Raw genomic sequence first — 26306 nt, forward strand, 5'->3', positions numbered from 1 at the left:
TTGGGGAGCAATCGGGATGAGTTGGCTGTCAGCGCCTGCAGCATGGGCTCCCTGCCCATGCAAGGGTGATGGCGGACAAATCGCCCGATTTCTCCCCAACCCGCAGGGCAGCTGCCTTTTCGGGCAGTCTGGGGCGTTGCGACTCTTGCCAATAGCCGGGCTATTGGCGGCGAGTCGCGCCTACCAGCCCCTCCCGAAAAGGCAGTTGCGCGGCCCCAAATAAATCGCAGACACGTTCTGAATATAACGAGACAGCTCTCCATGCAAACCCTTGATCCTACGTCCATGGTCATCGTCGGCGCAGGCCATTGCGGTGGCCGCACCGCCCAGGCGCTGCGCAGCGCTGGCTGGGCCGGCACCATCCATCTGGTGGGCGATGAACCGCACGCACCCTATGAACGCCCTCCACTGTCCAAAGACCTGCTGACGGGCGAGAAAGACGCAGCCGCCTGCGCTCTGCATTCGGCCGAGGATTGGGCCGGACTCGACGTTACCCGCCATGTCGCGCAGGTAACGGCCATTCACCCCGCAGACCATTGCGTGACGCTGAGCAACGGCGAAGTGCTGGGCTACCAGTCGCTGCTGCTGGCCCACGGCGGCAAGGTGCGCACACTGACCATCCCCGGCGGCGACCTGCCCGAGGTGCTGACCCTGCGCAATCTGGGCGATGCCGCCGCACTGGCGCAACGCTTGCAGCCGGGCAAGCGCCTGCTGGTGGTGGGCGGTGGCTTCATCGGACTTGAAGTGGCGGCCTCGGCACGCAAGCTGGGCTGCGAAGTCACCGTGGTCGAAGGCGCGCCGCGCCTGATGGGCCGCGCCGTGCCCGAGCCCGTGGCCGAACGCGCCCTGGCCCTGCACCGCACCCAGGGCGTGCGTGTGCTGCTGGGTGCCAGCCCGCAAAGTATTGAACGCACGGCCGATGGCGTACGCATGCTGCTGGCCGACGGCACGCAGCTGGATGCCGACACGGTATTGGCCGGCATCGGCATCGAGCCGCACCTGGGTCTGGCCAAGGCGGCCGGCCTGGCGGTGGGGCGCGGCATCCAGGTGGATGCACAGTTGCGCACCAGCGTGCCCGGCATCTTCGCAGCCGGCGACGTGGCCGAATTCCCCAGCGCGCTGTCCAGCCAGTTGATACGCCAGGAGACCTGGCACAACGCCGAAACCCAGGCCGGCATTGCCGCGCAGAACATGCTGGGCGGCAATACCAGCTACACCAGCCTGCCCTGGTTCTGGTCCGACCAATACCACTACCAGTTGCAGGTGGTGGGCGAGCCGGCCCTGGCCGTCACGTCGGCTACGCGTGCGCTGGAAGACGATGGCCTGGTGATCTTTTACCTGGACGCCACGCAGCGCATCGTCGGTGCCTGCGGCTGGGGCGAAACCAGCCGCGTCGCCAAGGAACTGAAGCTGGCCCGCACGCTGGTGGAGAAAGGCGTCAGCGCCTCCGCCGAAGCACTTGCCGACCCCGCCACCAAATTAAAAGCCTTGCTCAAATAATGTCCACCAATACCCTCTTGCCCGTCGGCATCAATATCGATGGTGTGCTGGTCCACGACGGCCTGCCCACGCCCGACGCCGCGACACGCTTTGCCTGGATACGCGACAGCGGCGCTTTTGATTACATCGAGAAGAACCACAACCCCGCCGAAGACTTCGCACCCTACTTCGATCTGGTGGCCGAATACGGTGTGCCGATTGGCGTGTTCGGCGGCATCTTCTGCGCCGGGCGCGACGAGGAACGCATGCGCTGGTGTCTGGCCACCGGCGGCAAGCTGGGCGCCCAGCTGTGCAATATGCAGCTGTTTGCCCGCCATGCCGACGGCAGCGCTTTAAGCGACCAGCAGGTCGCCGACTTCTTCCTGGACGCCATGGAATATGGCGCGCCGGCCCATTGCCTGCCCAGCCTGGAAGTGCACATCGACATGTGGAACGAACAGTTCCACCGCGTGGAACGTGTGGCCGAACTGCTGGCACGCCGCCACGTGCCGCTGCGCATCACGCTGGACCATTCGCACCAGATCTTCAAGATCAACAATCCGCAGGAGCTGGCCCTCAGCGGCCTGAGCAACGCAGCCGACGGTGGCCACAAAGAGGTGCTGGCCCTGTACAAGCTGTGGCTGGAATCCGGCTGGGTGGTGCATGCCCACACCCGCAGCGTCGCCACCTGCGTGCCGCATAACAAAGCCATGGAGCGCGCGCCCGGCCTGCCTGGCCGCGCCGTGCAGTACCCGTTCATCCAGCCGCCGCCCGGTACTTTCCACAGCGCCTGGCGCGCCGAAGAACTGGAGCCGTGGAAGCAAGCCGTGCGCGAGCTGCTGGCCTGGATGCACGCCTACCCAGACCGCGCGCCGCAACGCATCAGCTGCGAGTTCATCCCCTTCCCCGACTACGGCGGTGGTGGACGCTATTCGATCTGGGACAACAACATCGCCTGCGCCAACTGGCTGCGCGAGGAATGGGCGAAACTTCAAACTAAATAGGCCGCCAGCGCCGGTACTACCAGCGCTGGCAGCTATTTTTACCATAGCACCATAAAGCTCACCAGCCAGAGGAGTAATTGGCCATCGATCTTCTGCAAGGTGCTGGATAGCCGCTTGGTGCCTGCTGCCGGCCTTTGCCTTTGGCTTGTTGCGAAGAAAACCCTGCTCCACAGGCGCGCTGCCAGCAATCTCACTCAGCGCAGTTCAGCATCCACTGGACACCGAAACGATCGGTCAATTTTCCGTAGTAGTCGCCCCAGGCCTGGATGCCTAAGGGGGTTGTGATGGTCCCGCCCGCACCCAGGGCCTGGAATAGCCGGTTTGTCGAATCCCGGTCGTCCATCGCCAGCAAGTGCGCGGAGCCCCGCATCGGCTCGGCGTCATCGTTGTCCGAGGCGTAGAAGAGCAGACCGGGCCCTTCGAACTTGGCGTGCATGACCTTGCCGCGCATGGCCTCGTTCTTCACAGGCATGCCATCGACTCCGTAGCGCAGCACCTCGACAACACGGCCAAGACCGCACTGCGTATAGAACGCCAAAGCCTGGTCACAGCTGGTGGTGAAAAACAGATAGTTCGAGAGTTGCATGATCGCGTACCTTGAGATGAGTGGGCTTATGCTGCCGCCCCTTGGCCAAGCTGTGCATTGCTGAGGGCCATTCCCGCAATACCCCAGGCCCCGTCCACCGCATGCACTACGTTGACCCAGATGCGCTCCTTCGGGTGGTGCGTGCCAGACAGCTCATGGATGATGTTTGTGGCCTCTTCGATGTAGCCGACTTGCACCTCTCGGCTGGCGAACACAAAGGATGGCACCTTCCATTCAACGAAGGCCACAGAGGCCTCCTTGGATCCCGAATACGTGTGCTCTTTCGGCAAGACATGGATCGAGCCAACGATGTTGGGCGTCATCGCCTTGTTTCCAGCCAGGCCGTGCCACTTGAGCATGGCATCGGACAGGCGGCTGAAGGCGACTTTTTCCTGGCCTTTGGGGAGAACGCCCTCGGTAAGGGTGAGCGTAAGTGGCATAGGTACTCCAAGTAGAAAAAACGGCGTCGACCCATGCGCTGCGATCTGCAGAGCATTTCAAGTAACGATCGTTATCCAATAATACATAACGATCGTGTTTTGAACAACTACAATCCTTAGAACCTGTTCATAACTTCACATGGCGAAGGAGCCCCTCGTGTCAAGGTCCGAACAAAAGCTGCAGACGCGGCAACGCATCCTGGAGGGCGCAGGTCGTGGGTTTCGCAAGGCTGGATTCGGCGGTATCGGGGTGGACGGCCTGGCGAAGGAAGCGGGCCTGACATCGGGCGCCTTCTACGTCCATTTCGACTCCAAGGCCCACGCATTCCGAGAATCGGTCGCCCAGGGCATGGCCGAATTGCGCGGTGGCGTGCTGTACTTCCAAGAAAAACACGGCCACGCTTGGTGGCCGGAGTTTGTGCGCTTCTACCTCAGCGCCAAGCGCACCTGTGACTTGTCAGAGAGTTGCACGCTGCAAACGATGCCAGCGGAAGTGTCACGATCGGACGAAGCCTCGCGTACAACGTTTGAGGGGGCTTTGCGCGATGTTGCCCAGGCGATAGTCGATGGTCCGGCCTCACCCGGTGTACCGCGGGACATTGGCGCCGCTTGCGCCGCCCTCTCGTCGCTGGCAGGTGCCGTCACACTCGCGCGTGCCGTTGGGAATGGCGCCTTCGCGGACCAGATTGCGACAGGAACGGAACAGGCCTTGCTCGGCACGCCAGACGGAAAGTGACCCATACCTGGGGCCCGCCGCCACGATGCACCGCCTTCATTCACCCCTGCAGAATTTATGCAAAACAAGCCGCCGGCGCATATAGTACCTGCGCCCCAAGCTATGTTTTACATAGCAACCCAGCCACACCATCCAATTGAAAGAAGGTCCCCGGTAATGGCGCGGCCCAACTAAGGCGGCAACGCAGGACGTGGCTCAGACCTGCAGAAAGATGGTGCCGCCTTCGATCTTGGCTGGGTAGGTCTTCAGGTTCACGCACACCGGCGCGCCCAGGGCGCGGCCGTCGCGGATGTCGAAGCGGCCGTTGTGCTTGGGGCACTCGATCACGTGCTCCATCACCAGGCCATCACACAGGTGCACCTTCTCGTGCGTGCACAGGCCGTCGGTGGCGTAGACCTTGGCGTCAACGCGGTACACGGCGTAGCTGTGGCCCTTGTGGTCAAAGCGGATGACGTCTTCGTCGTCGATGTCGTCGAGTGCGCAAACTTCGGTCCAGGTGCTCATGCTTTTGTCTCCTGATGTTGGGAATAGGCTTGGGTTTTAGTTGCTGGCAACCGGTAGGGGCCGCACCAAATGGTGGCTGGGGTCTTGCGACTGGCGCGACAGCACGGGCCAGAACTCGGCCCAGGCGGCCCACACGCTAGGGCATGGCGTGGGGAACTGGTCTTTCACGGCCTCATGCAGCTCTGGCAGGCGGTGGTAGGGCACCATGGGGAACATGTGGTGCTCTACGTGGAAGTTCATATTCGCGTACAGCCACTGGAACACCGGGTTGGTGGCGAAGCTGCGGGTATTCAGGCGGTGGTCGTGCACGTCTTCGGCCAGACCGGCATGCTGGGTCACGTTAAAAATCTGGGGCAGCACGCCACCGTAGAAGCGCGGCAGCACAATGAACATGGCCGGCAGAATGCTCTGCGTCCAGACACAGGCGGCAATCACCAGCGCAAAGATCAGCACGAAGACGCGCGAAGAGTTGATGACCTTGCGGCGCTCCGCATCCGGAATGAAGTGCGAGCCGGCTTCAGTGATGTGGCCTACCGCGTGGCAGCAGATGTTGCGGATCTGGACCAGGCCGGAGCGCAGAAAGAAGAAGTCCAGCAGGATGTGCAGGCGGTTCGCGGGGCGCGGCACGGCGATCTCCGGGTCCTTGCCGACCACCACGGTATGGGTGTGGTGGCGGGTATGGCTCCAGCGCCAGTAGTGCCCCTCATGCAGGGTCATGAAGCCGGCCAGGTGGTAGAAGATTTCGTTGATCCAGCGGGTCTTGAACGGCGTGCCGTGCGACAGCTCATGCGCGCGGTGGTCGCTGGTGGCGTAGAGCGTGCCGTACACCGCAAAAAACGGTATGGCCCACACAGTACCCCAGGTGAGGTAGCCGCCGATGCCACTGACCAACATCAGGCCCAGCCACAGGCCGTAGTTCCACAGCGCGGGGCCGTCGCTGCGTTTCATTAGCGACTTGAACAGCTTGCGGTCCACCTTGGGGGTGAACCACAAGTCGCTGACCTGGGTGTCGAATTGCTGGTTCTGCAGATCGCTCTGGGCAGTGGCTTCGCCGCGCAAGACGTAGCGGGCGTGGGGATGTGGGCTGGACATGGTTGTCTCCTGATCTTGTGGAAATGGGGCGGATCCAAGGTCCGTCCACAGGTGCAGCGATGGTAGTGCGCGGCCCTGTTTTTTGACATATGATGAAATCACAATGTTTCAAAACACGTCACCACAAAAGCAGTTTTGACATATATATGTCAAGACAAAAATCCACCCGCCCGACCATGCAAGACGTGGCCAAGGCCTCTGGCCACAGCCTGTCCACCGTGGACAGGGTTTTGAATGGCCGCACCACCGTACGCGCCGACACGGCACAGCACATCCAGCAGGCAGCAGAGGCGCTGGGCTATTACGCGGTCGAGGTGATCCGTGAGCGGGTGCGCGAGGTCAAGCCCCGGCGCCGGCTGGGCTTTCTGCTGCAGCAACCGGCCACCGCCTTCTACAAAGACCTGGCACAAAGCCTGACCCAGGCCACGTCGGCTTGCCCGCTAATCCAGGGCACGGCGGTGGTCGAGTACCTGAAGAAGCAGTCGCCCGAAGATGTAGCCGCCCACCTGCTGGCCCTGGGCAAACAGGTGGATGCCGTCGCCGTCGTGACGGCCGACCACCCCTTGGTCAGCGAAGCCATTGAGCAGTTGCACGCCGGCGGTGTGCCGGTGTTTGCGCTGATCTCCGACCTGAGTGCAGCCCAACGCGCTGGCTACGCCGGCCTGGACAACCGGCGCCTGGGGCGCACGGCAGCCTGGATGGTGACCCAACTGGCCAAAGCCCCGGGGCCGGTGGCGATTTTTGTGGGTAGCCACCGCTTCCAATGCCAGGAGCTGAGCGAGATCAGCTTCCGCTCCTACGTCCGTGAACACGCGCCGGAATTTGAGCTACTGGAAACCATCCCCACGCTGGAGAGCGACGACTACAGCGAAGAACGCACGCTGGACTTGCTGCAGCGCCGGCCCGACCTGTGCGGCTTTTACGTGGGGGGCGGCGGCATTGAAGGCGTGCTGCGGGCGCTACGCAGCCACGCTGGCGCGCAGCGCCTGATCGGTGTGGCGAATGACCTGACGGCCGTCACGCGCAGCGCCTTGCTGAGCGGGCATCTGCATGCCGTGCTGTCGCACCCGCTGCCGCTGCTGTGCACGCAACTGGTGGCGCAGATGGCCGAGGCGCTAAGCCAGCCCAGCACCGGGCTGCGACAGCTGATGGTGCCCATGGACATCCAGGTGCAGCAAAGCGTGTAGCCCGGCGACAGCCTGCAAACTCAGGCCTGGATGAAAACCGTGCCGCCTTCGACCTTGGCCGGGTAGGTCTTCAGGTTCACACACACCGGCGCACCCAGGGCGCGGCCGTCGCGGATGTCGAAGCGGCCGTTGTGCTTGGGGCACTCGATCACGTGCTCCATCACCAGGCCGTCACACAGGTGCACCTTCTCGTGCGTGCACAGGCCATCGGTGGCGTAGACCTTGTCCTCATAGCGGTACACGGCATAGCTGTGGCCCTCGTGGTCAAAGCGGATGACGTCTTCGTCATCGATATCTTCCAGTGCGCAAACTTCGGTCCAGGTAGTCATGGGCTTGTCTCCTTATGGTTTTTCAGGGTGCAGATAGGGGAGCGGCGGGCAGCGGGCGCACCACGTAGTAGTGCGGGTCTTTGGCCTGCTTGAACAGCGCGGGGATGATCTCGCGGTAGGCCTCTACCGTGCTCTGGTAGGGCGGCGGGCAGTCGTCCTTGATGGTTTCGTGCAGCTGCGGCAAGGCATGGAACGGCACCATGGGGAACATGTGGTGCTCCACGTGGTAGTTCATGTTCCAGTACAGGAAGCGGAACACCGGGTTCATATAGACGGTGCGGCAGTTCTTGCGGTGGTCCAGCACGTTTTCGGGCAGGCCGGCATGCTGGGTCAGGCCGAAAAAGGTATACAGCCAGGTACCGCCCATCACCGGCAGCAGGCCGAATAGCACCAGCGGCAACCAGCTGCCGAAGTACACGGCGCTAGCGATCAGCACGGCGTAAATGGCCACCCAGGCACGGGCTTCCTTGACCATCTTGGGCCACTCCATTTCAGGTACAAAAGTCTTTTCTTCCTCGCCCAGAATGCCGCAGGCATTGCGCAGCACGCGCCACAGTTCGCGTGGGCCGGACTTGATGGAAAACAGGTTGAGCAATATGCCAGCAAAATCGGTGGGCAGCGGAACGGCGACCTCGGGGTCGCGCCCCGTCACCAGGGTATCGGTGTGATGCCGCGCATGGCTCCACTTCCACACGCTGGGGCGCCGCAGCACCTGAAAGCAGGCCGCCTGGTACAGCACCTCGTTCATCCAGCGGGTCTTGAAGGCCGTGCCGTGGCCGGCCTCGTGCCAGCGCGAATCAGCCGGGCCGGTGTAGAGCGTGGCGTAGACAAAAAAGGCCAGCCAGGCCCAGGCCGTGCCCCAGGTGGCAACCAGCGCCGCACCGGCGGCAATGATCAGCGCGTACCACAGCACCGTGTCGCGGATGGCCCGCGCGTCTTCGCGCACCATCAACTGCTTCATGCGCGGACGCGGCACCGGGCATTTGTACCAGCTGGCGTTGACCAGGCCGGCGGCCTGGGCGCGTTCGCCGGCGCCGGAAATCAAGTGGTAGTCGTCTTGCGTACGGGCCCAGTTCGGGCCTGCGTAGCGGGGGGGTTCGGCAGTGGGCATGGGGCTTGTCTCTCGTTATGGGGAAGCGATGGCGGATGCTAAAACCAATACCCCTGGCCATGTGATGTAAAACCTCAAAAAACATCATTTCATATCAAAATACATCAGCCACATATGTAGAAAACTTGCATTTATGGCAAGGAATGGGATGATGCAGGCCCATGAAGACCAAAATCACCTTGACCGATGTGGCCGCGGCGGCCGGCGTCAGCACCGCCACCGTGGACCGCGTGCTGAACAGCCGCCTGCCGGTGCGCGAAGGCACAGCACTGAAAGTCATAGGCGCAGCCGAAAAGCTGGGCTACCACGCCGTGGGCCTGATGCGCGAGAGGCTGAAAGAGCGCGTGCCGGTGCGGCACCTGGGCTTTTGCCTGCAAAAGCGCAACGACCATTTCTACCAAACCCTGGCCGCCGCGCTGCAACAGGCCGTGGCCCAGAACCAGCCGGAAACCTGCGTCGCCCACATCACGTTCATGGACGCGCTGGAGCCCGCAGCGATTGCCGAACAACTGCTGGCGTTGGGTAGCAAGGTGGACGCGCTGGCCGTGGTGGCGGTGGACCACCCGCATGTCACCGCCGCGGTGGAGACGCTATATGGGAAAGGCAAGCCCTGCTTCGCGCTGCTCAGCGACATCAGCGCGCCGCACCGCGCCGGCTACATCGGCCTGGACAACCGCCAGCGTGGCCGTACCGCGGCCTGGGCCATCAGCCGACTGAACCGCCAGGCCACGGGCGAGGTCGCGGTGTTTGTTGGCAGCCACCGCTACCTGGGCCACGAGCTGTCGGAGATCAGCTTTCGCTCGTACCTGCGCGAGAACGCGCCCGGCTTCAAGGTGCTGGACACGCTGGTGAACCTGGAAGACCCGCAGCTGGCCTATGAAGCCACGCTGGAACTGCTGGCCAAGCACCTGGACCTAGTGGGCCTGCACCTGGCCGGTGGTGGTGGATTCGGCGTGATCCGGGCGCTGCGCGAAGAAGCCGCTGGCCGCAAACTGGTGGTGGTCTGCAACGAACTGAATGCCACCACCCGCGCCGCGCTGATCGACGGTGTGGTCGACCTGGTGATCCACACCCCGCAAGAGCGCCTGGCCCAGACCGCCGTGGCCCAGATGCTGGCCGCCACCCTGCCCGGCGCCAGCTACACCGGGCCACAACAGAAGCTGCTGGCCATGGACCTGTTCACGCCGGAGAACATGGGCTAGTGCTATATAAAATGTAGCTGCTTGTGCAGGTATCCATTGCGCTACCGGCCTATTTCATTCATAAGTTCGGGCGAAGGCAGGCGCTGCGCGAAACTGACAAAACCGTCATATAGCCGACAGCGTACGGTCGGAGGCGCTGCCTATAGTGGGATGTGCCATGAACCTACCCAACGCACATCCGCGCCCCTACCGGTCGCACCACTTCCGTCACTTCCGCCCCACGCCGTGGCTGAGCGCCGCCGCCGTGGCCGCGTTACTCGCCGGCTGCGCGGTCGGCCCCGACTATGTGCGGCCACCGCTGGACCTGGGCAGCAGCTACAAGGAATACAAGGAAGACAGCGGCTGGAAGCCGGCGAGCCCCCAGGTGATCGATGCCAACCAGCCCTGGTGGGAGCTGTACCACGACGGCACGCTAAGCGCACTGATGGCCCAGGCGAACCGCGCCAACCAGAACATCCTGCAGTCGGAAGCGGTGTACCGCGAGGCGCGGGCCGTTGCTGCCGCAGCCCGTTCCAGCTTCTTCCCTACCCTGGGCGCCAACGCCGGCGCCACCCGCGCGCAGACCAATAGCAGCGGCAGCGTCAAGCTGGGCGATGACTACAGCCTGGGGCTAGCCGCCAGCTGGGAGCCGGATGTCTGGGGTTCGGTGCGGCGCACCGTCGAAGCCGGCGATGCCGGCACGCAGGCCAGCGCCGCCGACCTGGCCGGCGCGCGCCTGAGCATCCAGTCGACGCTGGCGCAGGACTATATGCAGGTCCGCGCCATCGACCTGCAGCGCAAGCTCTACGCCGCCACCACCGAGGCCTATGCCAAATCGCTGGAGCTGACCCAGCACCAGTATGCGGCCGGCGTGGTGCTGCGCTCTGACGTGGCGCTGGCGCAAAGCCAGCTGGCCCAGGCGCAGGCACAGGCGGTAGACCTGGACGCCCAGCGCACGCAGCTGGAACATGCGATTGCGGTGCTGACCGGGCAGACGCCCTCCAGCTTCACGCTGGCGCCCATCGACACCCGCGAGGGCGTGCACCTGGCCATACCGGTGGTGCCGCCCGGCCTGCCGTCCACACTGCTGGAGCGCCGCCCTGACATTGCCGGTGCCGAGCGCCGCATGCGCCAGGCCAATGCCAACATCGGCGTGGCGCAGGCCGCCTTCTATCCGCAGATCACGCTCAGCGCCAGCGGCGGCTTCAGCAGCGCCACCATCGGCGCACTGTTCGACACGCCCAGCCGGGTCTTCTCACTCGGTGCGGCCCTGGCGCAAACCGTGTTCGACGGCGGCCTGCGCCGCGCGCACAGCGACCAGGCGATTGCCAGCTTTGACGCCAGCGTGGCGCAGTACAAACAGACCGTGCTCAGCGGCTTTCAGCAGGTCGAGGACAACCTGGCCACCCTGCGCCTGCTGGAGCAGGAGGCCGCACTCCAGGCCAAAGCCGTCGAGGCCGCACAGCTGTCCGAGCGCCTGGCCCTGGACCAGTACCGCGCTGGCACGGCCACCTACCTCAGCGTGGTGACAGCGCAAACCCTGTCGCTGAGCAACCAGCGCACTGCCGCCCAGCTGCTGGGCCGCCAGTTGGTCGCCAGCGTGGCGCTGATCGCCGCCACCGGCGGCGGCTGGAGCACCGCCGATCTCGCATCCACACCATCTACCACTGCATCGACCACCACCTTGACCACCGCTACCGGTTCAGGAACCTGACACCATGACGACTCCCACTCCACCCGCCCCCCTCCTCCAACGCCGCCCGATCTGGATTGCGACCACTGCCGTTCTGATCCTGGGCGCGGGCACTGCCTGGTCGCTGCACCACACGGCGTTTGCCGCCAAGCTGGATACCGCCGTGAAGACGCCGCCGGTGCAGGTGACCACCGCCCGCGTGCAGCAGCAGGACGTGCAGGTCTACCGTGCCGGCATAGGCTCCGTCAGCTCGATGGCCACCGTCACGGTCAAGGCACGCATCGACGGCCAGCTCGACAAGGTGGGCTTCAGCGAAGGCCAGGACGTGAAGGCCGGCCAGTTGCTGGCGCAGCTGGACCCGCGCACCTTGCAAGCCCAGTTGGCCCAGGCCCAGGCTACCCGCGCCAAGGACCAGGCCCAGCTGGCGAATGCCCGCACCGACCTGGCACGCTACGCCACCTTGATCGCACAAGACGCCGCCACCCAGCAACAGCTGGACACGCAGAAGGCGCTGGTCGCGCAGCTGGAAGCCGCGGTGCAGACCGACAACGCCGCCGTGCAGTACGCCGAGGTGCAGCTGAGCTTCACCCGCATCACCTCGCCCATTAGCGGGCGTGTGGGTGCGCGCCTGGTGGATCCGGGCAATATCGTGCATGCGGCGGACGCCACCGGCCTGGTCGTCATCAACCAGATCGACCCGATCGCGGTGCAGTTCACCCTGCCGGAAGAAGCCGTGCAGGACATCAACCGCGCGCAGAACGCCAGCAAGCAGCCGCTGGGTGTGGTGGCCTATGACCGCAGCGGCAGCAATATGCTGGGCAGCGGCAAGCTGATCCTGATGAACAACCAGATCGACACCACCACCGGCACGGTGCAGCTCAAGGGCAGCTTCGCCAACCCCACGCACAGCCTGTGGCCAGGCCAGTTCGTCAACGTACGGCTGCAGCTGGGGCAACGCCAGAATGCGCTGACCGTGCCCGCCGCCGCTGTGCAGCGCAGCCAGGACGGTACCTATGTGTGGACCGTAGGCGATGACAGCACCGTGGCCAACACCCCCGTGCACGTGGCGCAGATTGCCGACGGCGTGGCCGTGGTCGACAAGGGCCTGAGTGCCGGCCAGCGCGTGGTGGTCGATGGCCAGTACAAGCTCAAGGTGGGCGTGGGCATCATCGAGCCGACCAAGGCCGCGGCCAAGCCATCCACCACGGTGGCAGGGAGCTGAAATTGAGCATTTCTGCTGCCTTCATCAAACGCCCCATCGGCACCACGCTGCTGGCGATTGCCCTGCTGCTCATCGGTGCGGCGGTGTTCCCATTGCTGCCGGTGGCACCCCTGCCGCAGGTGGACTTTCCCACCATCCAGGTCTCGGCCAGCTTACCGGGAGCCAGCCCGGAGACCATGGCGTCCAACGTGGCGCAGCCGCTGGAGCGGCAGTTCTCGCTGATCGCCGGGCTGTCGCAAATGACCTCCACCAGCGGCCTGGGCTCGACCCAGATCACGCTGCAGTTTGACCTGGACCGCAGCATCGACGCCGCAGCACTCGACGTGCAGGCGGCCATCAACGCGTCCAGCGGCCAGTTACCGGCCACGCTGCCAAGCCCGCCAATCTTCCGCAAGGTGAACCCGGCGGATTCGCCCATCCTGATACTGGCGGTGCAGTCCAAAACCCTGCCGCTAACCGAGGTGAATGACTATGCCGACAACATCCTGGCGCAGCAGATTTCGCAGATATCCGGCGTGGGCCTGGTCAACATCGGTGGCGTGCAAAAGCCGGCCGTACGGGTGCAGCTGGACCCGGCCAAGCTGGCCGCGCTGGGCCTGGGCCTGGAAGATGTGCGCACGGTGCTGGCATCGGCCACGGCCAACCAGCCCAAGGGCACGATAGACGGGCCGAACCAGAGCTTTACCGTCTATACCAATGACCAGATTCTGAAGTCCGGCCCCTGGAACGACGTGATCCTGGCCTACCGCAACGGCGCCCCCATCCGCGTGCGCGACCTGGGCGTGGCAGTGGACGGCCCCGAAAACGCCAAGATCGCCGGCTGGGCCTATGCAGGTGCTGCCGCACCGGCGGGCAACACCGTGCAAAACGGCCGCTCCATCGTGCTGGCCATTACCAAGCAGCCCGGCGCCAACGTGATCGAGACAGTAGACCGCATCAACGCGGCCCTGCCCAAACTCAAGGCTTCCATCCCCCCCACGGTAGAGGTCAACGCCATCATCGACCGCACCGAGACCATCCGGGCCTCGGTAAAGGATGTTGAGTTCACGCTGCTGCTTACGATTGCCCTGGTGGTGATGGTGATCTTCGTTTTCCTGCGCAATGTGCCGGCCACGCTGATCCCCAGCGTGACCGTGCCGCTGGCGCTGATGGGCACCGTGGGCGTGATGTATCTGCTGGGCTATAGCCTGGACAACCTGTCGCTGATGGCGCTGACCATTGCGGTGGGCTTCGTGGTGGACGATGCCATCGTGATGCTGGAGAACATCTACCGCTACATCGAGGAAGGCATGACGCCGATGGAAGCCGCCTACAAGGGCGCGGGCGAAATCGGCTTCACCATCATCTCCATCTCGGTGTCGCTGATCGCGGTGTTCATCCCACTGCTGTTGATGGGCGGCATCGTCGGGCGGCTGTTCCGCGAATTCGCGGTGACGGTGACGCTGACCATCTTGGTGTCGGTGGTGGTTTCACTCACGCTCACCCCCATGCTGTGCTCGCGCTTTTTGAAGAACGAGCATGCCAGCAAGCATGGCCGTCTGTATATGTTGTTTGAACGCGGCTTCGACGCGCTGCTGAGTGGCTACAAGCGCGGCCTGCACCTGGTGCTGAAGCACCAGTTCCTCACCCTGTGCGGCTTCATCGCCACCGTGGTGGCCACCGGCTTTCTGTTCTTCATCATTCCCAAGGGCTTCTTCCCGCAGCAGGACACCGGCTTTATCTCGGGCTTTGCGGAATCCGCGCAAGACGCATCGTTTCAGTCGATGAACGCCCGCATGGTCGAGCTGGCCGACGTGGTGCGGCGCGACCCGGATGTCGCCGGCTTCGGCATGAACGGCAGCTCGTCCACCTACAACACCGGCAACTTCTACATCGGACTCAAATCCAAGGAAGCCGGCCGGGAGGCCAGTGCCGACCAGATCATCGCCCGGCTGCGCCCGCAATTGGCCAAGATACAGGGCGTAAACCTGTTCCTGCAGGCCGGACAGGACATCCGCGTGGGCGGCCGCTCCTCGCGCACGCAGTACCAGTACACCGTGACCGATGCGAACCTGGACGAGCTCAACACCTGGGCGCCCAAGCTGCTGCAGCGCCTGCGCCAGCTACCCGAGCTGACCGACCTGGCCTCTGACCAGCAGAACGCCGCAGCGTCCGCCGTGCTGACCATTGACCGCGACCGCGCTGCCAGCTTCGGCATCACGCCGGCCACCATCGACGCCACGCTGTACGACGCCATCGGCCAGCGCCAGGTGGCCCAGTACTTCACCCAGCTCAACAGCTACCACGTGGTGCTGGAAGTGACGCCAGCGATGCAGCAGGACCCGGCGCTGTTCAGCAAGCTGTACCTGAACTCGCCGCTGACCGGCCAGCAGGTGCCGCTGTCGACCTTTGTGAAAGTAGACACCAGCAAGACCGCCTACCTGGCGATCAACCACCAGGGCCAGTTCCCGGCGGTGACCATCTCCTTCAACCTGGCGCCGGGCCACGCGCTGGGTGAGGCGGTGGACGCCATCAACAAAGCCCAGGCCGACATGGGCTTGCCGCAGTCGCTGTCGGGCGCGTTCCAGGGTACGGCGCAGGCCTTCCAGGACTCGCTGGCCTCGCAGCCCTACCTGATCGCCGCGGCACTGGTGGCGGTGTACATCGTGCTGGGCCTGCTGTATGAGAGCTACATCCATCCGCTGACGATTCTGTCCACCCTGCCCTCAGCCGGCGTGGGTGCACTGCTGATCCTGATGGCCGGTGGCTACGACTTGAGCGTGATCGCGCTGATCGGCATCATCCTGCTGATCGGCATCGTGAAGAAGAACGGCATCATGATGATCGACTTCGCACTGAAAGCCGAGCGCGAGCACGGCATGGCGCCACAAGAAGCCATCTACCAAGCCTGCCTGCTGCGCTTTCGGCCCATCATGATGACGACCATGTGCGCCCTGCTCTCCGGCCTGCCGCTGATGCTGGGCCATGGCTCGGGCTCAGAGCTGCGCCGACCCCTGGGCTACGCCATGGTGGGCGGCCTGATCCTGTCGCAGATGCTGACGCTCTTCACCACCCCGGTGGTCTACCTCTACCTCGATCGGGCACACTATTGGTACCAGGCACGCAAGGACGCCCGGGCCGCGAAAAAGGCCGCTAAAGCTGGCGCAGAAGCATTGCCACAGCCGCAGGCCCAGGCTTAGATTTTGGAGTGAGATGAAAATCCTGATTGTCGAAGACGAAGCCAAGACGGCCGAGTACCTGCACAAGGGCTTGACCGAGCAAGGCTGCGCGGTGGACGTCGCCGACAACGGACTCGACGGCCAGCACCTGGCGATGCAGCACGACTACGACGTGATCGTGCTCGACGCCATGCTGCCCGGCCTGGACGGCTTCTCGGTGCTGCGTTCGCTGCGCACAGTGAAGCAGACGCCGGTGATCATGCTTACCGCCCGCGACCGGATCGAGGACCGCGTCAAAGGACTGCACGACGGCGCGGATGACTACCTCGTCAAGCCCTTTTCCTTTATCGAACTGCTGGCCCGGCTGCAAGCGCTGAACCGGCGCGGCCGCAGCCAGGAGCCCATGCAGCTGAATATTGCCAATCTGCAGATCGATCTGCTCAAGCGCAAAGCCTTCCGCGGCGGCGTGCGCATCGACCTGACCGCCAAGGAGTTCGCCCTGCTGGCGGTACTGGCGCGGCGCCAGGGTGAGATTTTGTCCAAAACAGCAATTGCCGAGCTGGTCTGGGACATGAACTTCGATAGCAACACCAATGTGGTCGAAGTCGCCATCAAGCGGTTGCGCGACAAGATCGATGTGCCCTTTGCGGCTGCCGCGCCCAAGCTGCTGCACACCATACGCGGCATGGGCTATGTGATGGAGGTACGCGCCGAGGCGGAAGCCGACCGGGGCGCTGCGCCGTGAAGCGCTCCATCACGGCGCGACTGGTCACCATGTTCGCCGCAGCAGCGCTGCTGACCTTTGCGCTGATAGGTGCCGCGCTGTACACCGTGCTGGACCGCGAACTGACCCGCCACCAGGACGATGAGCTCAACATCGGCCTCAACAGCATGGCCTACACCATCCAGCGCGTGGGCCGCGCAGAACGCTGGAACCGCGTACAGGCCAAGATGGACACGCTCGCGCCGCAAGATGGCAATGTGCGCTTCTGGGTGCTCAGCGACGACCCGCGCTTCGTGTACGGCAGCGGCCTGGCCGACATGGAGCGCATCACCCAAGGGGCGGATGGCCGGGGAACCCTGGCGCTACCCGGCCAGGCAGCGTCTCTGCGCACCCGGTCTATCTATATCGCGCCGCTGGACGAACGCCCCGGGGTGCGGCTCATCATCGGCAGCGACACCACGCCCTACCGGCGCACGCGCCAGGCCTTTGTCAGCGCGCTACTGGCGCTCAGCCTGGCGGCGGTGTTGGCGGTGGCGTTGGCCGGCCGCTGGATAGCCCGCGTGGGCCTGAAGCCGCTGGAACAGCTGTCCAACGAAGCACAGGCCCTGCGCCCCAAGACTTTGTCACAGCGCCTGCCAGAGGCAGCCCTGCCGATTGAGCTGAAAGCCTTGACCCAGGCTTTCAACGGTGCACTGGCCCGGCTGGAGGAAGCCTATGCCCAGCTGGAGGCCTTCAATGCCGATGTAGCCCACGAGCTGCGCACGCCACTGGGCAACCTGATAGGTGGCACGCAGGTCGCGCTATCACGCCAGCGCTCGGCCCCCGAGCTGCAGGAGGTGCTGGCATCGAACCTGGAAGACCTGGAGCGCCTGCGCTCCATCGTCAACGACATGCTATTCCTGGCGCGCGCCGACCGGGGTGAAGCCGCTACCGGCCGGGTGCGCACCCCCATCGCCGAAGAGGTGCGCAAAACCATCGATTTCTTTGAATTCGTGCTGGACGAAAGCGGCATGCAGGTTCGTATCGAAGGCGACGCGGCGGTCGAGGCAGAACTCGAAACCGCCCTGTTCCGCCGCGCCATGAGCAACCTGCTGCAGAACGCCATCGAGCACTCGCAACCCGGCGCACAACTGACCGTACAACTCCGCAACGAGGCCAAGGCCACCTGGATCTCGGTCGCCAACCCCGGCGAGCCGATTGCCAGAACGCACCAGCAGCACCTGTTCGACCGCTTCTACCGCGTCGATACATCCCGCCAGGGCCTGGGCCAACACCACGGACACGGTCTGGGCCTGGCGATAGTGAAAGCTGTCGCCAGCATGCACGGTGGCCAGGTCAGCGCCAGCAGTGCAAACGGCGTCAACATCATAGGATTCAGCGTGGCACGGGACACGGGTTGAGAACGCCTTCAGGGCCGCAACGGCTCGCAGCCCAGATCGCATTTCCCACGCGTTTCCCACGCGTTTCGCGTGAAAAATACTCCTTTTTTAATAGCTACTACCGCAGGTAATACCTGCGCCAGAGCCATGTTTCCCCATCAATCCAGAAACGGAATGCTGAGCTGTACTGCACAGGCCAGCCAGTGCCGGCAACACCTTGCGCTGACACAAATCCGCTGAAAAGCGTAAGCTGGATGGGCATGGAGCCCCGCGTGGGGCGCTCTCCATGCATTTGTGAAAGGAGCCGTGGCCATGCAAACCCCCATCCAATGCTTCCAATCCTTATGGCGCACCACGGTCGGCATGCTGCTAGCACTGCTGGTGGGCGCGTCCGCGCTGGCAACGCCGCTCAGTAGCCAGGATGCCAAGGCGGTACGTGAGGTCATCCATGCGCAGCTGGATGCCTTTGCCGCCGACGATGCGGAAAAAGCCTTTTCCTACGCGGCGCCCAGTGTGCGCAAATCGGTCGCCTCGGCGCAGTACTTCATGGCCATGGTGCGCGGCCAATACGCCGTGGTGTACCGGCCCGCGTCGGTGGCGTATTTGCAGCCAGACCTCGATGGCAAGGTGGTGGTACAGCCGGTACAGATGTCAGACGCCGAAGGCACCAGCTGGATGGTCATCTACACGCTGGAGCGGCAAAAGAACAAACAGTGGCGCATCAGCGGCTGCTTCCTGAAGGAAACCAACGGGCGAATGGCGTAGGAGCCGCTCAGACTCCCAGCAACCGCCGATCTATTTAGGTACGGCGTTTCTTGTTGCGGTACTGGTCGGCCACTACGGCCGCGACGATGATGCCGCCCTTGACCATTTCCTGGTAGTAGGCGTCGATGCGAATGAAGGTGAAGCCCGACATCATCACACCCAGGATCAGGATGCCGATGACGGTGCCGGTAACCCGGCCCAGGCCGCCGACCAGCGAGGTGCCGCCGATCACCACGGCCGCAATCGCGTCCAGCTCGTAGCTCACGCCCATGCCGGACTGGCCGGAGATGGCACGCGCTGCGGTCACGGTACCGGCCACGCCGCTGAGCAGGCCGGCAATGGTGTAGATCCAGATCAGGTGGCGGTTCACATTGATACCCGAGACGCGGGCCGCCTGGCGGTTGGCACCGATGGCGTAGGTGAACTTGCCGAAGCGGGTGTAGCGCAGCACCACATGGGCAATCGCCACGATCACCAAGAAGATGATCACCGGGTTGGCCCCCTCGCCGATCCAGGCGAACTCTGGTGTCAGCATGCTGACGGGCATACCGCCGGTGAACCATTTGGCAAAGCCGCGTGCAGCCACCATCATGCCCAGCGTGGCAATGAAGGGCGGGATGCCGGTGGCCGCAATCAGCCAGCCGTTGATCAAGCCCACCACCACGCCCACCAACACCCCGGCCAGGATGGGCCAGATCGGGTTCAGGTCGGTCAGATGCGGGAACACGGCGCGCGGAAAGTCCGACACCTGGGCCAGGCTGGCCGCCACCACCGCAGACGCGGCCACCACCGAGCCCGACGACAGGTCAATGCCGCTGGTGATGATGACCATGTTCACGCCCACCGCGATGATGCCGATGACCGACATCTGCAAGATGATGACCTGCAGCCGCTCGGCGTTGAACATGAAGCTTTGGCCGTTCAGGTACCAGCCCAGCGCCTCAAAAAAGACGCAGATACCCAGCAGCACCAGCAGGATGCTGAACTCCGGGGGCAACTTCATTTTGGATTTGGCAGCGCCTGATGCGGGCTGGGAGATGGTAGGGGAGCTCATACATTCATTCCTTTTAAATTACTTCGCAGCCAGGTCCATGACGGAGACCTGGTTGGCGTCTTTGCGGTCCAGGATGCCGGTGACCTGGCCGCCGTGCATCACCACGACGCGGTCGCTCATGCCCAGCACCTCGGGCATTTCCGACGAAATCATCAAAATGGCCACGCCCGTGCCGGCCAGCTCGGAGACCAGGCGGTGGATTTCGGCCTTGGCGCCCACGTCGATGCCGCGGGTGGGCTCGTCCAGGATCAGGATGCGCGGGTTGGTCAGCAGCCAGCGACCCACCAGCACTTTTTGCTGGTTGCCACCCGACAGGTTCTGGATGATCTCGTCCATGCTGGGCGTCTTCACGCGCAGGCGCTTGGCCATTTCCAGGCAGTCCTTGTTGAGCTGTTCGCTCTGCACAAAGCCTTTGCTCACGTAACGCTGGTTGAGCACCGCCGAGTCCATGTTTTCCTGGATGTTCAGCGCCAGGAAGCAACCGGTTTCCTTGCGGTCTTCGGTCAAAAACGCCATGCCCGCAGCCAGCGCCTGCTGCGGCGTACGGATTTGCACGGGTTCGCCCTTGATGGAAATCGTGCCCGAGGTCGCAGGCACCACGCCAAACAGCGCTTCGGCCACATTCGAGCGGCCCGAGCCGACCAGGCCGGCCATGCCGACGATTTCGCCGGCACGGATGTCGAAGCTCACATTCTTGAAGATGCCTTCGACGCACAGGTCTTTCACCGACAGCACGACGTCGCCGATCGGCACGTCCAGCTTGGGGAACATCTGGGTGATTTCCCGCCCCACCATCATGCGGATGATGTCGTCGCGGGTCACCTCGGAGGACAAATGGGTGGCGATGTACTGGCCGTCGCGGAACACCGAGAACTCGTCGGCAATCTCGAACAGCTCGTTCATCTTGTGTGTGATGTAGATGATGCCCTTGCCCTGGGCCCGCAGGCGGCGAATGATGGCGAACAAATGCGCCACTTCGGTTTCGGTCAGGGCCGATGTCGGCTCATCCATGATCAGCACGTCGGAGTTCCAGGACACGGCCTTGGCAATCTCCACCATCTGGCGGCTGGCGACAGACAGTTCTTGGATCTCTATCGCCGGGTCGATGTCGATGTTCAAGTCTTTGAACAGCTCGGCAGTTTTGCGGTTCAGCTCGGCGTGGTCTACCAGGCCCAGCCAGTTTTTCGGTTCGCGGGTGATCCAGACGTTCTCTGCCACCGTCATGTACGGCATCAGGTTCAGCTCCTGGTGGATCATGGCGATGCCCTGGTTCAGCGCGTCCAGCGGCGACTTCAGCACGATGGGCTGGCCACGCAGGCGGATATCACCCTTCTCTGGCGTGTAGATGCCCGCAATGATCTTCATCAGCGTGGACTTGCCGGCGCCGTTTTCTCCCATCAGCGCGTGCACGGTACCTGCGCGCAGCTTGAGTTGCACATTGTTAAGTGCGACCACACCTGGAAATATCTTCAGGATGCCCTGGATCTCCAGCAAAGGCGGAACGGCGGCGGCGGACGGCGCAGCCGGTCGCTCCATGGTGGCGGTATCTGACATACAGCTAACTCGATTGAACGGTAAAAATGGGTAGACGCCCCCATCGGTGGAGGCGTCTGGCGAATGGCCAATCAGGGCAAATTAGTTTTTGCCGGAGTACTTGGCCAGGTTAGCCGGCGTTACCAGTTCAAATGGCACGTTGACGAAGCGCTCGACGGGCTGTTTCTTGGACAGCTTCAGGGCTGCGTCCAGCGCGCCGCTGCCTTGGCCGGCCGCGTTCTGGAACACGGTGACCTTCAGGTCGCCGGCCTTCATGGAAGCCAGGGCGTCAGGGGTGGCGTCGATACCAGCCACGATGGAAGCAGGGGTCCACTTCTTGGATGCCTTCAATGCATTGATGGCGCCGATGGCCATTTCGTCGTTATTGGCGATGATGGCGTCAAACTTCACGCCGCTGGACAACCAGTTGGTGGTGATGTCCTGGCCCTGGGTGCGGTCCCACTTGCCTTCGCGCTTGTCCAGGATCTTGATGCCGCTGCAGTCCTTGGTGGCCAGCACGTCTTCGATGTCCTTGGTACGGGTGCGTGCGGCTTCATTCGACAGCTCGCCCATCAGCACCACGATCTCGCCCTTGCCCTTGAGCAGGCGGCAGACTTCCTGGGTTTGCACGGTACCGGAGACCACTTCGTCGGAGGCCACGAACGCCACGCCTGCGGGCAGCTTGGCAAAGTCGACCGGCTTGCGGTTTACATAGACCAGCGGAATCTTGGCGTCGGTCACCATCTTGGTGATCTTGGGGGTGACGTCGGTATCCACCGGGTTGACGATGATGGCGTCGACCTTCTGGGCAATCAAGTTCTGGATCTGGCTGAGCTGTTTGCCCACGTCGTTCTGTGCATCTTCCACTTGCACGGTTGTGCCAGATTTCTTACCGGCATCCACCACGCCGTTTTTCAGGATCGTCAGAAAGGTGTCCAGCTGGGCCATGGCCAAGCCAACCTTCTCAGCGTGCGCAGCCATTGGCGCCAACAAGGTGGAAGACACGGCAGCTGCGAGTAGAAGTTTTTTCATTGAATACGTCTCCGAAGTAGTAAGGAACGGCTATTTTTGTGCCGCTCGGTTGGTTGAGATCTGGTCATGGAAATGCGCCAAACCACGATCCGTACTGTAATCACTATTTCCAAAAATAGAAAATAAATTTCTAAGTGATTACACTTAGAGAAAAAAATTTCTCTACAATTTATAGTCAATCCACCTGGCATGGCTGCGAGCCGTGTATTTCGTTTTCTCGCCCGTGGCGAGAACCCATTTCCTTGAAACTACTGCACTTGATGAGCCAACTGAACTTCCCCCAAGGTCGCCGTATCGACCTCGCCTGCCTGGGCCGCCTGGCAGTAGACCTGTATGCCCAGCAATTTGGCAGCCGCCTGGAAGACGCACGCAGCATGGCCATGTATTTGGGTGGTAGCTCGGGCAACCTCGCCTTTGGTGTGGCCCGCTTAGGTCTCAAAAGCGCCATGCTGTCCCGCGTGGGCAATGAACAAATGGGCCGTTTCCTGACCGAAACGCTGGCTCAGGAAGGTTGCGACACCAGCCAGGTGCAGGTCGACCCCGAGCGTCTGACCGCACTGGTGCTGCTGGGCCTGAAGGACCGCGACACCTTCCCCCTGCTGTTCGTTCGTGAGAATTGCGCCGACATGGCGGTGGATGCCGACCAAATCAGCGAAGATTTCATAGCCCAGTGCCGTGCGCTGGCCATCACCGGTACCCATCTTTCCACCCCCGGCACCCGCCGCGCATCGCAGACCGCGCTGGCCTACGCCAAAAAACACGGCGTGGTGCGCGTGCTAGACATCGACTACCGCCCCGTGCTGTGGGGCCTGACCAGCCGCGGCGCCGGCGAAAACCGCTATGTGGCGGACGCACACGTGACACAGCAGCTACAGGAAATGCTGCCCGAATTTGAATTGCTGGTCGGCACCGAAGAAGAGTTCTTCATCGCTGGCGGCGTGGCCGACGACCTGATGGCCAGCCTGCGTGCAGTGCGCGCCATCAGCTCCGCCACCCTGGTGGTGAAGCGCGGCGCCGCTGGCTGCAGCGTGATCGAAGGCGCGATTCCCACGAATATCGACGACGCCCCCACCTTCAAGGGCGAGCGCGTCGAAGTGCTGAACGTGCTGGGCGCGGGCGACTCCTTCCTGTCCGGCCTGATGGCCAGCCTGCTGCAGGGTAAGGACTGGGCCGAATCCACCAAAGTAGCCAACGCCTGCGGTGCCATCGTGGTGTCGCGCCACGCCTGCTCGGCTGCCATGGCCACGCCGGCCGAGCTGGCCCACTGGTTCAGCGGCAGCCGCAACCCCAAGGTGGATGCCGATGAACAGTTGGCCCATCTGCACCGCGTCACCGCGGCCCGCCCCGACTGGAACGAGATGTGCGTACTGGCGTTCGACCACCGCAGCCAGTTTTTTGATATTGCCCGTGAAGCCGGTGCCAGCGACTCCCGCATTCCCGCGCTGAAAAAGCTGCTGGTGCAAGCCGCCGAGCAGGTGGAAACCAGCCACAAGCTGCAAGGCCACACCGGCGTGCTGATCGACGGCGGCGACTACGGCCGCGACGCGCTGGCCAGTGCCACCGGCCGTGGCTGGTGGGTGGGCCGCCCGGTCGAGCTGCCCGGCTCACGCCCGCTGCGTTTTGACGGTACCCGCTCGGTCGGCAGCGCGCTGATCAACTGGCCTACCGAACACGTGGTCAAGTGCCTGGTGCACTACCACCCGGACGACAGCTACGAGTTGCGCCTGCAGCAAGAGCAAACCGTGCTGGAACTGTGGGAAGCCACCCGCACCAGCGGCAACGAGCTGCTGCTGGAAATCATCTGCCCCCGCGCCATGACGCCCGCCGGCGCCGAAGACGGGGCCGTGCTGCGTTCGGTAAAGCGCTTCTACAACCTGGGTGTCAAGCCCGAATGGTGGAAGCTGGCGCCCATGCAGGCTAAGGGCTGGACCGAACTGGCCGCCCTGGTGGCCGAGCGCGACCCGTATTGCCGCGGCGCGGTGATCCTGGGCCTGAACCAGCCACTGCAGCACCTGGCCGACAGCTTTGTGCACGCCACCAACCCCATCGTCAAGGGCTTCATGGTGGGCCGCACCCTGTGGGCAGAACCTTCGCTAAAGTGGCTGAAGAACGAAATCAATGACGCCGCCTTCAAAGACGCCGTTGCACACAACTTTGCTACCCTCGTCAACGCCTGGCGTAACCGGAAATCTGCGTCCTGAATCTGCCCATGAAAACCCAAAAGCTCACCCAAAAACTCACCATGAGCCAGGCGCTGGTCAAGCACCTGGCCGCGCTGCAAGTCGAAATGGCCGATGGCAGCATCCAACCCTACTGCGCGGGCGTGTTCACCATCTTCGGCCACGGCAATGTGGCCGGCTTCGGTGAAGCCCTGTACGCCGAACGCGCCCAACTACCCACCTACCGCGCCCATAACGAGCAGGGCATGGCCCACGCCGCCGTGGCCTATGCCAAGGCCCATTTCCGCCAGCGCATCATGGCCGTCAGCACCAGCATCGGCCCCGGCGCCACCAACCTGGTCACCGCCGCGGCCATGGCCCATGTGAACCGCCTGCCGGTGCTGCTATTGCCCGGCGACACCTTTGCCTCGCGCGCGCCCGACCCGGTGCTGCAGCAGATCGAAAGCTTCCAGCACGGCGACCTGAGCGCCAACGACACCTTCCGCCCGGTGACGCGCTTTTTTGACCGCATCACCCGTGCCGAACAAATCCTGACCGCCCTGCCCCGCGCTATCCAGGTGATGACCGACCCCGCCAGCTGCGGCCCGGTCTGCCTGGCGCTGCCACAGGATGTGCAAACCCATGCCTTCGACTGCCCCGAGAGCTTTCTGCAGCCCGGCGTGATCCACTTCCGCCGCCCACCGGCCGACACCCGCGAGCTGGCCGCTGCCGCCGCACTACTGAAGACCGCCAAGCAGCCGCTGATCGTGGCCGGTGGCGGCGTGCTGTACAGCCAGGCCTGGGACGCACTGCGCGCCTTTGCCGAGAAGCACGGCGTGCCCGTGGTCGAATCCCACGGTGGCAAGAGCAGCCTGCCCTGGGACCACCCGCTGAACCTGGGTGGCATCGGCGTCGATGGCGGCCCGGCCGCGAATGAAATGGCCCGCGAAGCCGATGTGGTGCTGGCCGTGGGCACGCGCCTGCAGGACTTCACCACCGGCTCGCACGCGCTGTTCGCCAAGGCCAAATTGTTGTGCCTGAACGTACAGAGCTTCGACGCCACCAAGTGGGCCGGCACCGCCCTGGTGGCCGATGCCCGCGTGGGCCTGGGCCAGCTCAGCACCGCCGCTGGCGACTGGAAGGCCGAACCGGCCTGGACCACCCGCGCCCGCAGCCTGGCCGCAGGCTGGGTGAAGCGCGTAACCGAGCTCACTACCGCCGTGCCCAAGGACGTGCTGCCCTATGACGCCGAAGTCATTGGCGCGGTGCGCGACTCCATTACCAACAGCGATGTGCACGACGTGGTGGTCTGCGCCGCCGGCACCCTGCCCGCCGAGCTGCACAAGCTGTGGCGCGCAACCCGGCCCGGCAACTACCACGTGGAATACGGCTACTCCTGCATGGGCTACGAAGTGGCGGGTGCCCTGGGTGCCAAGATGGCCCGGCCCGACCAGGAAGTCATCGTCATCGTCGGCGATGGCTCTTACATGATGATGAACTCCGAGCTGGCCACCTCGGTACTGTTGGGCAAAAAACTGATCGTGGTGATCCTGGACAACCGGGGCTACGGCTGCATCAACCGCCTGCAGCGCGCCAGCGGCACGCCCAACTTCAACAACATGCTGGACGACTGCATCCCCGAGGGGGGCAGCAGCAGCCAGATCGACTTTGCCATGCATGGCCGCAGCATGGGCGCCGACGCGGTGCACGTGAAGGACGTGGCCGAGCTGAAGACCGCCATGGTGGCCGCACGTGCTGCCACCAAGAGCCAAGTCATCGTGATCGACACCACCCACGAGCGCACTACGGCCGAAGGCGGCTGCTGGTGGGAGGTCGCCATTCCCGAAGTCTCTGAACGCCCTGCGGTGAACGAAGCGTTTGAGCGCTACACCGCCGCAAAAATTGAACAACGTATTTAAGTATTTACTCAAGAGAACC

Annotated in this window: 22 protein-coding genes; 13 read left to right on the forward strand and 9 right to left on the reverse strand. The window is 63.6% G+C overall.

Annotation, left to right across the window (positions count from 1 at the left end):
• The first annotated feature begins 261 nt into the window (after nucleotides 1-261).
• A complete protein-coding gene (locus AC07VY_RS12825) occupies nucleotides 262-1500 on the forward strand; it encodes an NAD(P)/FAD-dependent oxidoreductase (protein ID WP_495098051.1) in 1239 nt (412 codons plus the stop codon).
• Complete coding sequence (locus AC07VY_RS12830; RefSeq protein ID WP_495098050.1) at nucleotides 1500-2483, forward strand: xylose isomerase; 984 nt, start codon at nucleotides 1500-1502, stop codon at nucleotides 2481-2483. The genes AC07VY_RS12825 and AC07VY_RS12830 overlap by 1 nt, the downstream gene beginning before the upstream one ends.
• Before the next feature lie 190 nt (nucleotides 2484-2673).
• On the opposite strand, the gene AC07VY_RS12835 is transcribed toward AC07VY_RS12830, so the two are convergent.
• Nucleotides 2674-3069, reverse strand: a complete 396-nt coding sequence (locus tag AC07VY_RS12835) for a VOC family protein (RefSeq protein ID WP_495098049.1) — start codon at nucleotides 3067-3069, stop codon at nucleotides 2674-2676.
• A 26-nt stretch (nucleotides 3070-3095) separates the two neighbouring features.
• Complete coding sequence (locus tag AC07VY_RS12840) at nucleotides 3096-3509, reverse strand: 4-oxalocrotonate tautomerase (protein ID WP_495098048.1); 414 nt, start codon at nucleotides 3507-3509, stop codon at nucleotides 3096-3098.
• A 157-nt stretch (nucleotides 3510-3666) separates the two neighbouring features.
• Here AC07VY_RS12840 and AC07VY_RS12845 point away from each other — a divergent pair, with 157 nt between their 5' ends.
• Nucleotides 3667-4245, forward strand: a complete 579-nt coding sequence (locus tag AC07VY_RS12845; protein WP_495098047.1) for a TetR/AcrR family transcriptional regulator — start codon at nucleotides 3667-3669, stop codon at nucleotides 4243-4245.
• Nucleotides 4246-4440: 195 nt separating this feature from the next.
• Here the strand turns inward: AC07VY_RS12845 and AC07VY_RS12850 are convergent, their stop codons facing one another.
• Together AC07VY_RS12850 and AC07VY_RS12855 are read right to left on the reverse strand one after the other, a co-directional pair.
• Entirely contained in the window at nucleotides 4441-4749 is a 309-nt protein-coding gene (locus AC07VY_RS12850; protein ID WP_495098046.1) for a MocE family 2Fe-2S type ferredoxin, read from the reverse strand.
• A gap of 36 nt (nucleotides 4750-4785) precedes the next feature.
• Nucleotides 4786-5841: a fatty acid desaturase gene (locus tag AC07VY_RS12855; protein WP_495098045.1), complete on the reverse strand. Its 1056-nt coding sequence runs from the start codon at nucleotides 5839-5841 to the stop codon at nucleotides 4786-4788.
• Nucleotides 5842-5987: 146 nt separating this feature from the next.
• On the opposite strand from AC07VY_RS12855, the gene AC07VY_RS12860 reads away from it, so the two are divergent.
• Nucleotides 5988-7028 carry a LacI family DNA-binding transcriptional regulator gene (locus AC07VY_RS12860; RefSeq protein ID WP_495098044.1) on the forward strand — a complete coding sequence of 347 codons (1041 nt, stop codon included), beginning with the start codon at nucleotides 5988-5990 and terminating at the stop codon, nucleotides 7026-7028.
• Nucleotides 7029-7048: 20 nt separating this feature from the next.
• Here AC07VY_RS12860 and AC07VY_RS12865 read toward each other — a convergent pair whose 3' ends face one another.
• Both AC07VY_RS12865 and AC07VY_RS12870 read right to left on the reverse strand, forming a co-directional pair.
• Nucleotides 7049-7357: a MocE family 2Fe-2S type ferredoxin gene (locus tag AC07VY_RS12865; RefSeq protein ID WP_495098043.1), complete on the reverse strand. Its 309-nt coding sequence runs from the start codon at nucleotides 7355-7357 to the stop codon at nucleotides 7049-7051.
• A gap of 22 nt (nucleotides 7358-7379) precedes the next feature.
• Nucleotides 7380-8468: a fatty acid desaturase family protein gene (locus tag AC07VY_RS12870; RefSeq protein ID WP_495098042.1), complete on the reverse strand. Its 1089-nt coding sequence runs from the start codon at nucleotides 8466-8468 to the stop codon at nucleotides 7380-7382.
• A 161-nt stretch (nucleotides 8469-8629) separates the two neighbouring features.
• On the opposite strand from AC07VY_RS12870, the gene AC07VY_RS12875 reads away from it, so the two are divergent.
• The 7 genes from AC07VY_RS12875 to AC07VY_RS12905 all read left to right on the forward strand — a co-directional run bounded on the left by AC07VY_RS12875 (nucleotide 8630) and on the right by AC07VY_RS12905 (nucleotide 18590).
• On the forward strand, nucleotides 8630-9670 hold the full coding sequence (locus AC07VY_RS12875) for a LacI family DNA-binding transcriptional regulator (protein WP_495098041.1): 1041 nt from the start codon (nucleotides 8630-8632) through the stop codon (nucleotides 9668-9670).
• 157 nt (nucleotides 9671-9827) lie between these two features.
• Entirely contained in the window at nucleotides 9828-11363 is a 1536-nt protein-coding gene (locus AC07VY_RS12880; RefSeq protein WP_495098040.1) for an efflux transporter outer membrane subunit, read from the forward strand.
• Between the two features lie 4 nt (nucleotides 11364-11367).
• Nucleotides 11368-12564, forward strand: a complete 1197-nt coding sequence (locus tag AC07VY_RS12885) for an efflux RND transporter periplasmic adaptor subunit (protein WP_495098039.1) — start codon at nucleotides 11368-11370, stop codon at nucleotides 12562-12564.
• A gap of 2 nt (nucleotides 12565-12566) precedes the next feature.
• A complete protein-coding gene (locus AC07VY_RS12890; RefSeq protein ID WP_495098038.1) occupies nucleotides 12567-15743 on the forward strand; it encodes an efflux RND transporter permease subunit in 3177 nt (1058 codons plus the stop codon).
• A 13-nt stretch (nucleotides 15744-15756) separates the two neighbouring features.
• Nucleotides 15757-16467: a heavy metal response regulator transcription factor gene (locus AC07VY_RS12895; RefSeq protein WP_495098037.1), complete on the forward strand. Its 711-nt coding sequence runs from the start codon at nucleotides 15757-15759 to the stop codon at nucleotides 16465-16467.
• Nucleotides 16464-17846, forward strand: coding sequence for a heavy metal sensor histidine kinase (locus AC07VY_RS12900; RefSeq protein ID WP_495098036.1), 1383 nt, complete (start codon nucleotides 16464-16466; stop codon nucleotides 17844-17846). The genes AC07VY_RS12895 and AC07VY_RS12900 overlap by 4 nt, the downstream gene beginning before the upstream one ends.
• A gap of 291 nt (nucleotides 17847-18137) precedes the next feature.
• On the forward strand, nucleotides 18138-18590 hold the full coding sequence (locus AC07VY_RS12905) for a DUF4864 domain-containing protein (protein WP_495098035.1): 453 nt from the start codon (nucleotides 18138-18140) through the stop codon (nucleotides 18588-18590).
• Between the two features lie 34 nt (nucleotides 18591-18624).
• Here the strand turns inward: AC07VY_RS12905 and AC07VY_RS12910 are convergent, their stop codons facing one another.
• The 3 genes from AC07VY_RS12910 to AC07VY_RS12920 form a co-directional block, all read right to left on the reverse strand.
• Nucleotides 18625-19644, reverse strand: a complete 1020-nt coding sequence (locus tag AC07VY_RS12910) for an ABC transporter permease (RefSeq protein WP_495098034.1) — start codon at nucleotides 19642-19644, stop codon at nucleotides 18625-18627.
• A gap of 18 nt (nucleotides 19645-19662) precedes the next feature.
• Complete coding sequence (locus AC07VY_RS12915; RefSeq protein WP_116603781.1) at nucleotides 19663-21198, reverse strand: sugar ABC transporter ATP-binding protein; 1536 nt, start codon at nucleotides 21196-21198, stop codon at nucleotides 19663-19665.
• 81 nt (nucleotides 21199-21279) lie between these two features.
• Entirely contained in the window at nucleotides 21280-22209 is a 930-nt protein-coding gene (locus AC07VY_RS12920) for a sugar ABC transporter substrate-binding protein (protein ID WP_495098033.1), read from the reverse strand.
• Between the two features lie 260 nt (nucleotides 22210-22469).
• On the opposite strand from AC07VY_RS12920, the gene AC07VY_RS12925 reads away from it, so the two are divergent.
• Both AC07VY_RS12925 and iolD read left to right on the forward strand, forming a co-directional pair.
• Nucleotides 22470-24410: a bifunctional 5-dehydro-2-deoxygluconokinase/5-dehydro-2-deoxyphosphogluconate aldolase gene (locus AC07VY_RS12925; protein ID WP_495098076.1), complete on the forward strand. Its 1941-nt coding sequence runs from the start codon at nucleotides 22470-22472 to the stop codon at nucleotides 24408-24410.
• A gap of 8 nt (nucleotides 24411-24418) precedes the next feature.
• Nucleotides 24419-26287, forward strand: a complete 1869-nt coding sequence (gene iolD / locus AC07VY_RS12930) for a 3D-(3,5/4)-trihydroxycyclohexane-1,2-dione acylhydrolase (decyclizing) (RefSeq protein WP_495098032.1) — start codon at nucleotides 24419-24421, stop codon at nucleotides 26285-26287.
• The last annotated feature ends 19 nt before the right edge of the window (nucleotides 26288-26306 follow it).

The organism is Rhodoferax sp. GW821-FHT02C08 (assembly GCF_059421805.1).

Excerpts from the sequence above, each read along its gene's own strand:
- AC07VY_RS12880 (WP_495098040.1), top strand. The coding sequence starts at position 9,828 with ATGAACCTACCCAACGCACATCCGCGCCCCTACCGGTCGCACCACTTC.
- AC07VY_RS12830 (WP_495098050.1), top strand. The coding sequence starts at position 1,500 with ATGTCCACCAATACCCTCTTGCCCGTCGGCATCAATATCGATGGTGTG.
- AC07VY_RS12860 (WP_495098044.1), top strand. The coding sequence starts at position 5,988 with ATGTCAAGACAAAAATCCACCCGCCCGACCATGCAAGACGTGGCCAAG.
- AC07VY_RS12910 (WP_495098034.1), bottom strand. The coding sequence starts at position 19,644 with ATGAGCTCCCCTACCATCTCCCAGCCCGCATCAGGCGCTGCCAAATCC.
- AC07VY_RS12865 (WP_495098043.1), bottom strand. The coding sequence starts at position 7,357 with ATGACTACCTGGACCGAAGTTTGCGCACTGGAAGATATCGATGACGAA.
- AC07VY_RS12885 (WP_495098039.1), top strand. The coding sequence starts at position 11,368 with ATGACGACTCCCACTCCACCCGCCCCCCTCCTCCAACGCCGCCCGATC.
- AC07VY_RS12835 (WP_495098049.1), bottom strand. The coding sequence starts at position 3,069 with ATGCAACTCTCGAACTATCTGTTTTTCACCACCAGCTGTGACCAGGCT.
- AC07VY_RS12825 (WP_495098051.1), top strand. The coding sequence starts at position 262 with ATGCAAACCCTTGATCCTACGTCCATGGTCATCGTCGGCGCAGGCCAT.
- AC07VY_RS12895 (WP_495098037.1), top strand. The coding sequence starts at position 15,757 with ATGAAAATCCTGATTGTCGAAGACGAAGCCAAGACGGCCGAGTACCTG.
- AC07VY_RS12875 (WP_495098041.1), top strand. The coding sequence starts at position 8,630 with ATGAAGACCAAAATCACCTTGACCGATGTGGCCGCGGCGGCCGGCGTC.
- AC07VY_RS12915 (WP_116603781.1), bottom strand. The coding sequence starts at position 21,198 with ATGTCAGATACCGCCACCATGGAGCGACCGGCTGCGCCGTCCGCCGCC.
- AC07VY_RS12840 (WP_495098048.1), bottom strand. The coding sequence starts at position 3,509 with ATGCCACTTACGCTCACCCTTACCGAGGGCGTTCTCCCCAAAGGCCAG.
- AC07VY_RS12905 (WP_495098035.1), top strand. The coding sequence starts at position 18,138 with ATGCAAACCCCCATCCAATGCTTCCAATCCTTATGGCGCACCACGGTC.
- AC07VY_RS12850 (WP_495098046.1), bottom strand. The coding sequence starts at position 4,749 with ATGAGCACCTGGACCGAAGTTTGCGCACTCGACGACATCGACGACGAA.
- AC07VY_RS12925 (WP_495098076.1), top strand. The coding sequence starts at position 22,470 with ATGAGCCAACTGAACTTCCCCCAAGGTCGCCGTATCGACCTCGCCTGC.
- AC07VY_RS12855 (WP_495098045.1), bottom strand. The coding sequence starts at position 5,841 with ATGTCCAGCCCACATCCCCACGCCCGCTACGTCTTGCGCGGCGAAGCC.
- AC07VY_RS12920 (WP_495098033.1), bottom strand. The coding sequence starts at position 22,209 with ATGAAAAAACTTCTACTCGCAGCTGCCGTGTCTTCCACCTTGTTGGCG.
- AC07VY_RS12870 (WP_495098042.1), bottom strand. The coding sequence starts at position 8,468 with ATGCCCACTGCCGAACCCCCCCGCTACGCAGGCCCGAACTGGGCCCGT.
- iolD (WP_495098032.1), top strand. The coding sequence starts at position 24,419 with ATGAAAACCCAAAAGCTCACCCAAAAACTCACCATGAGCCAGGCGCTG.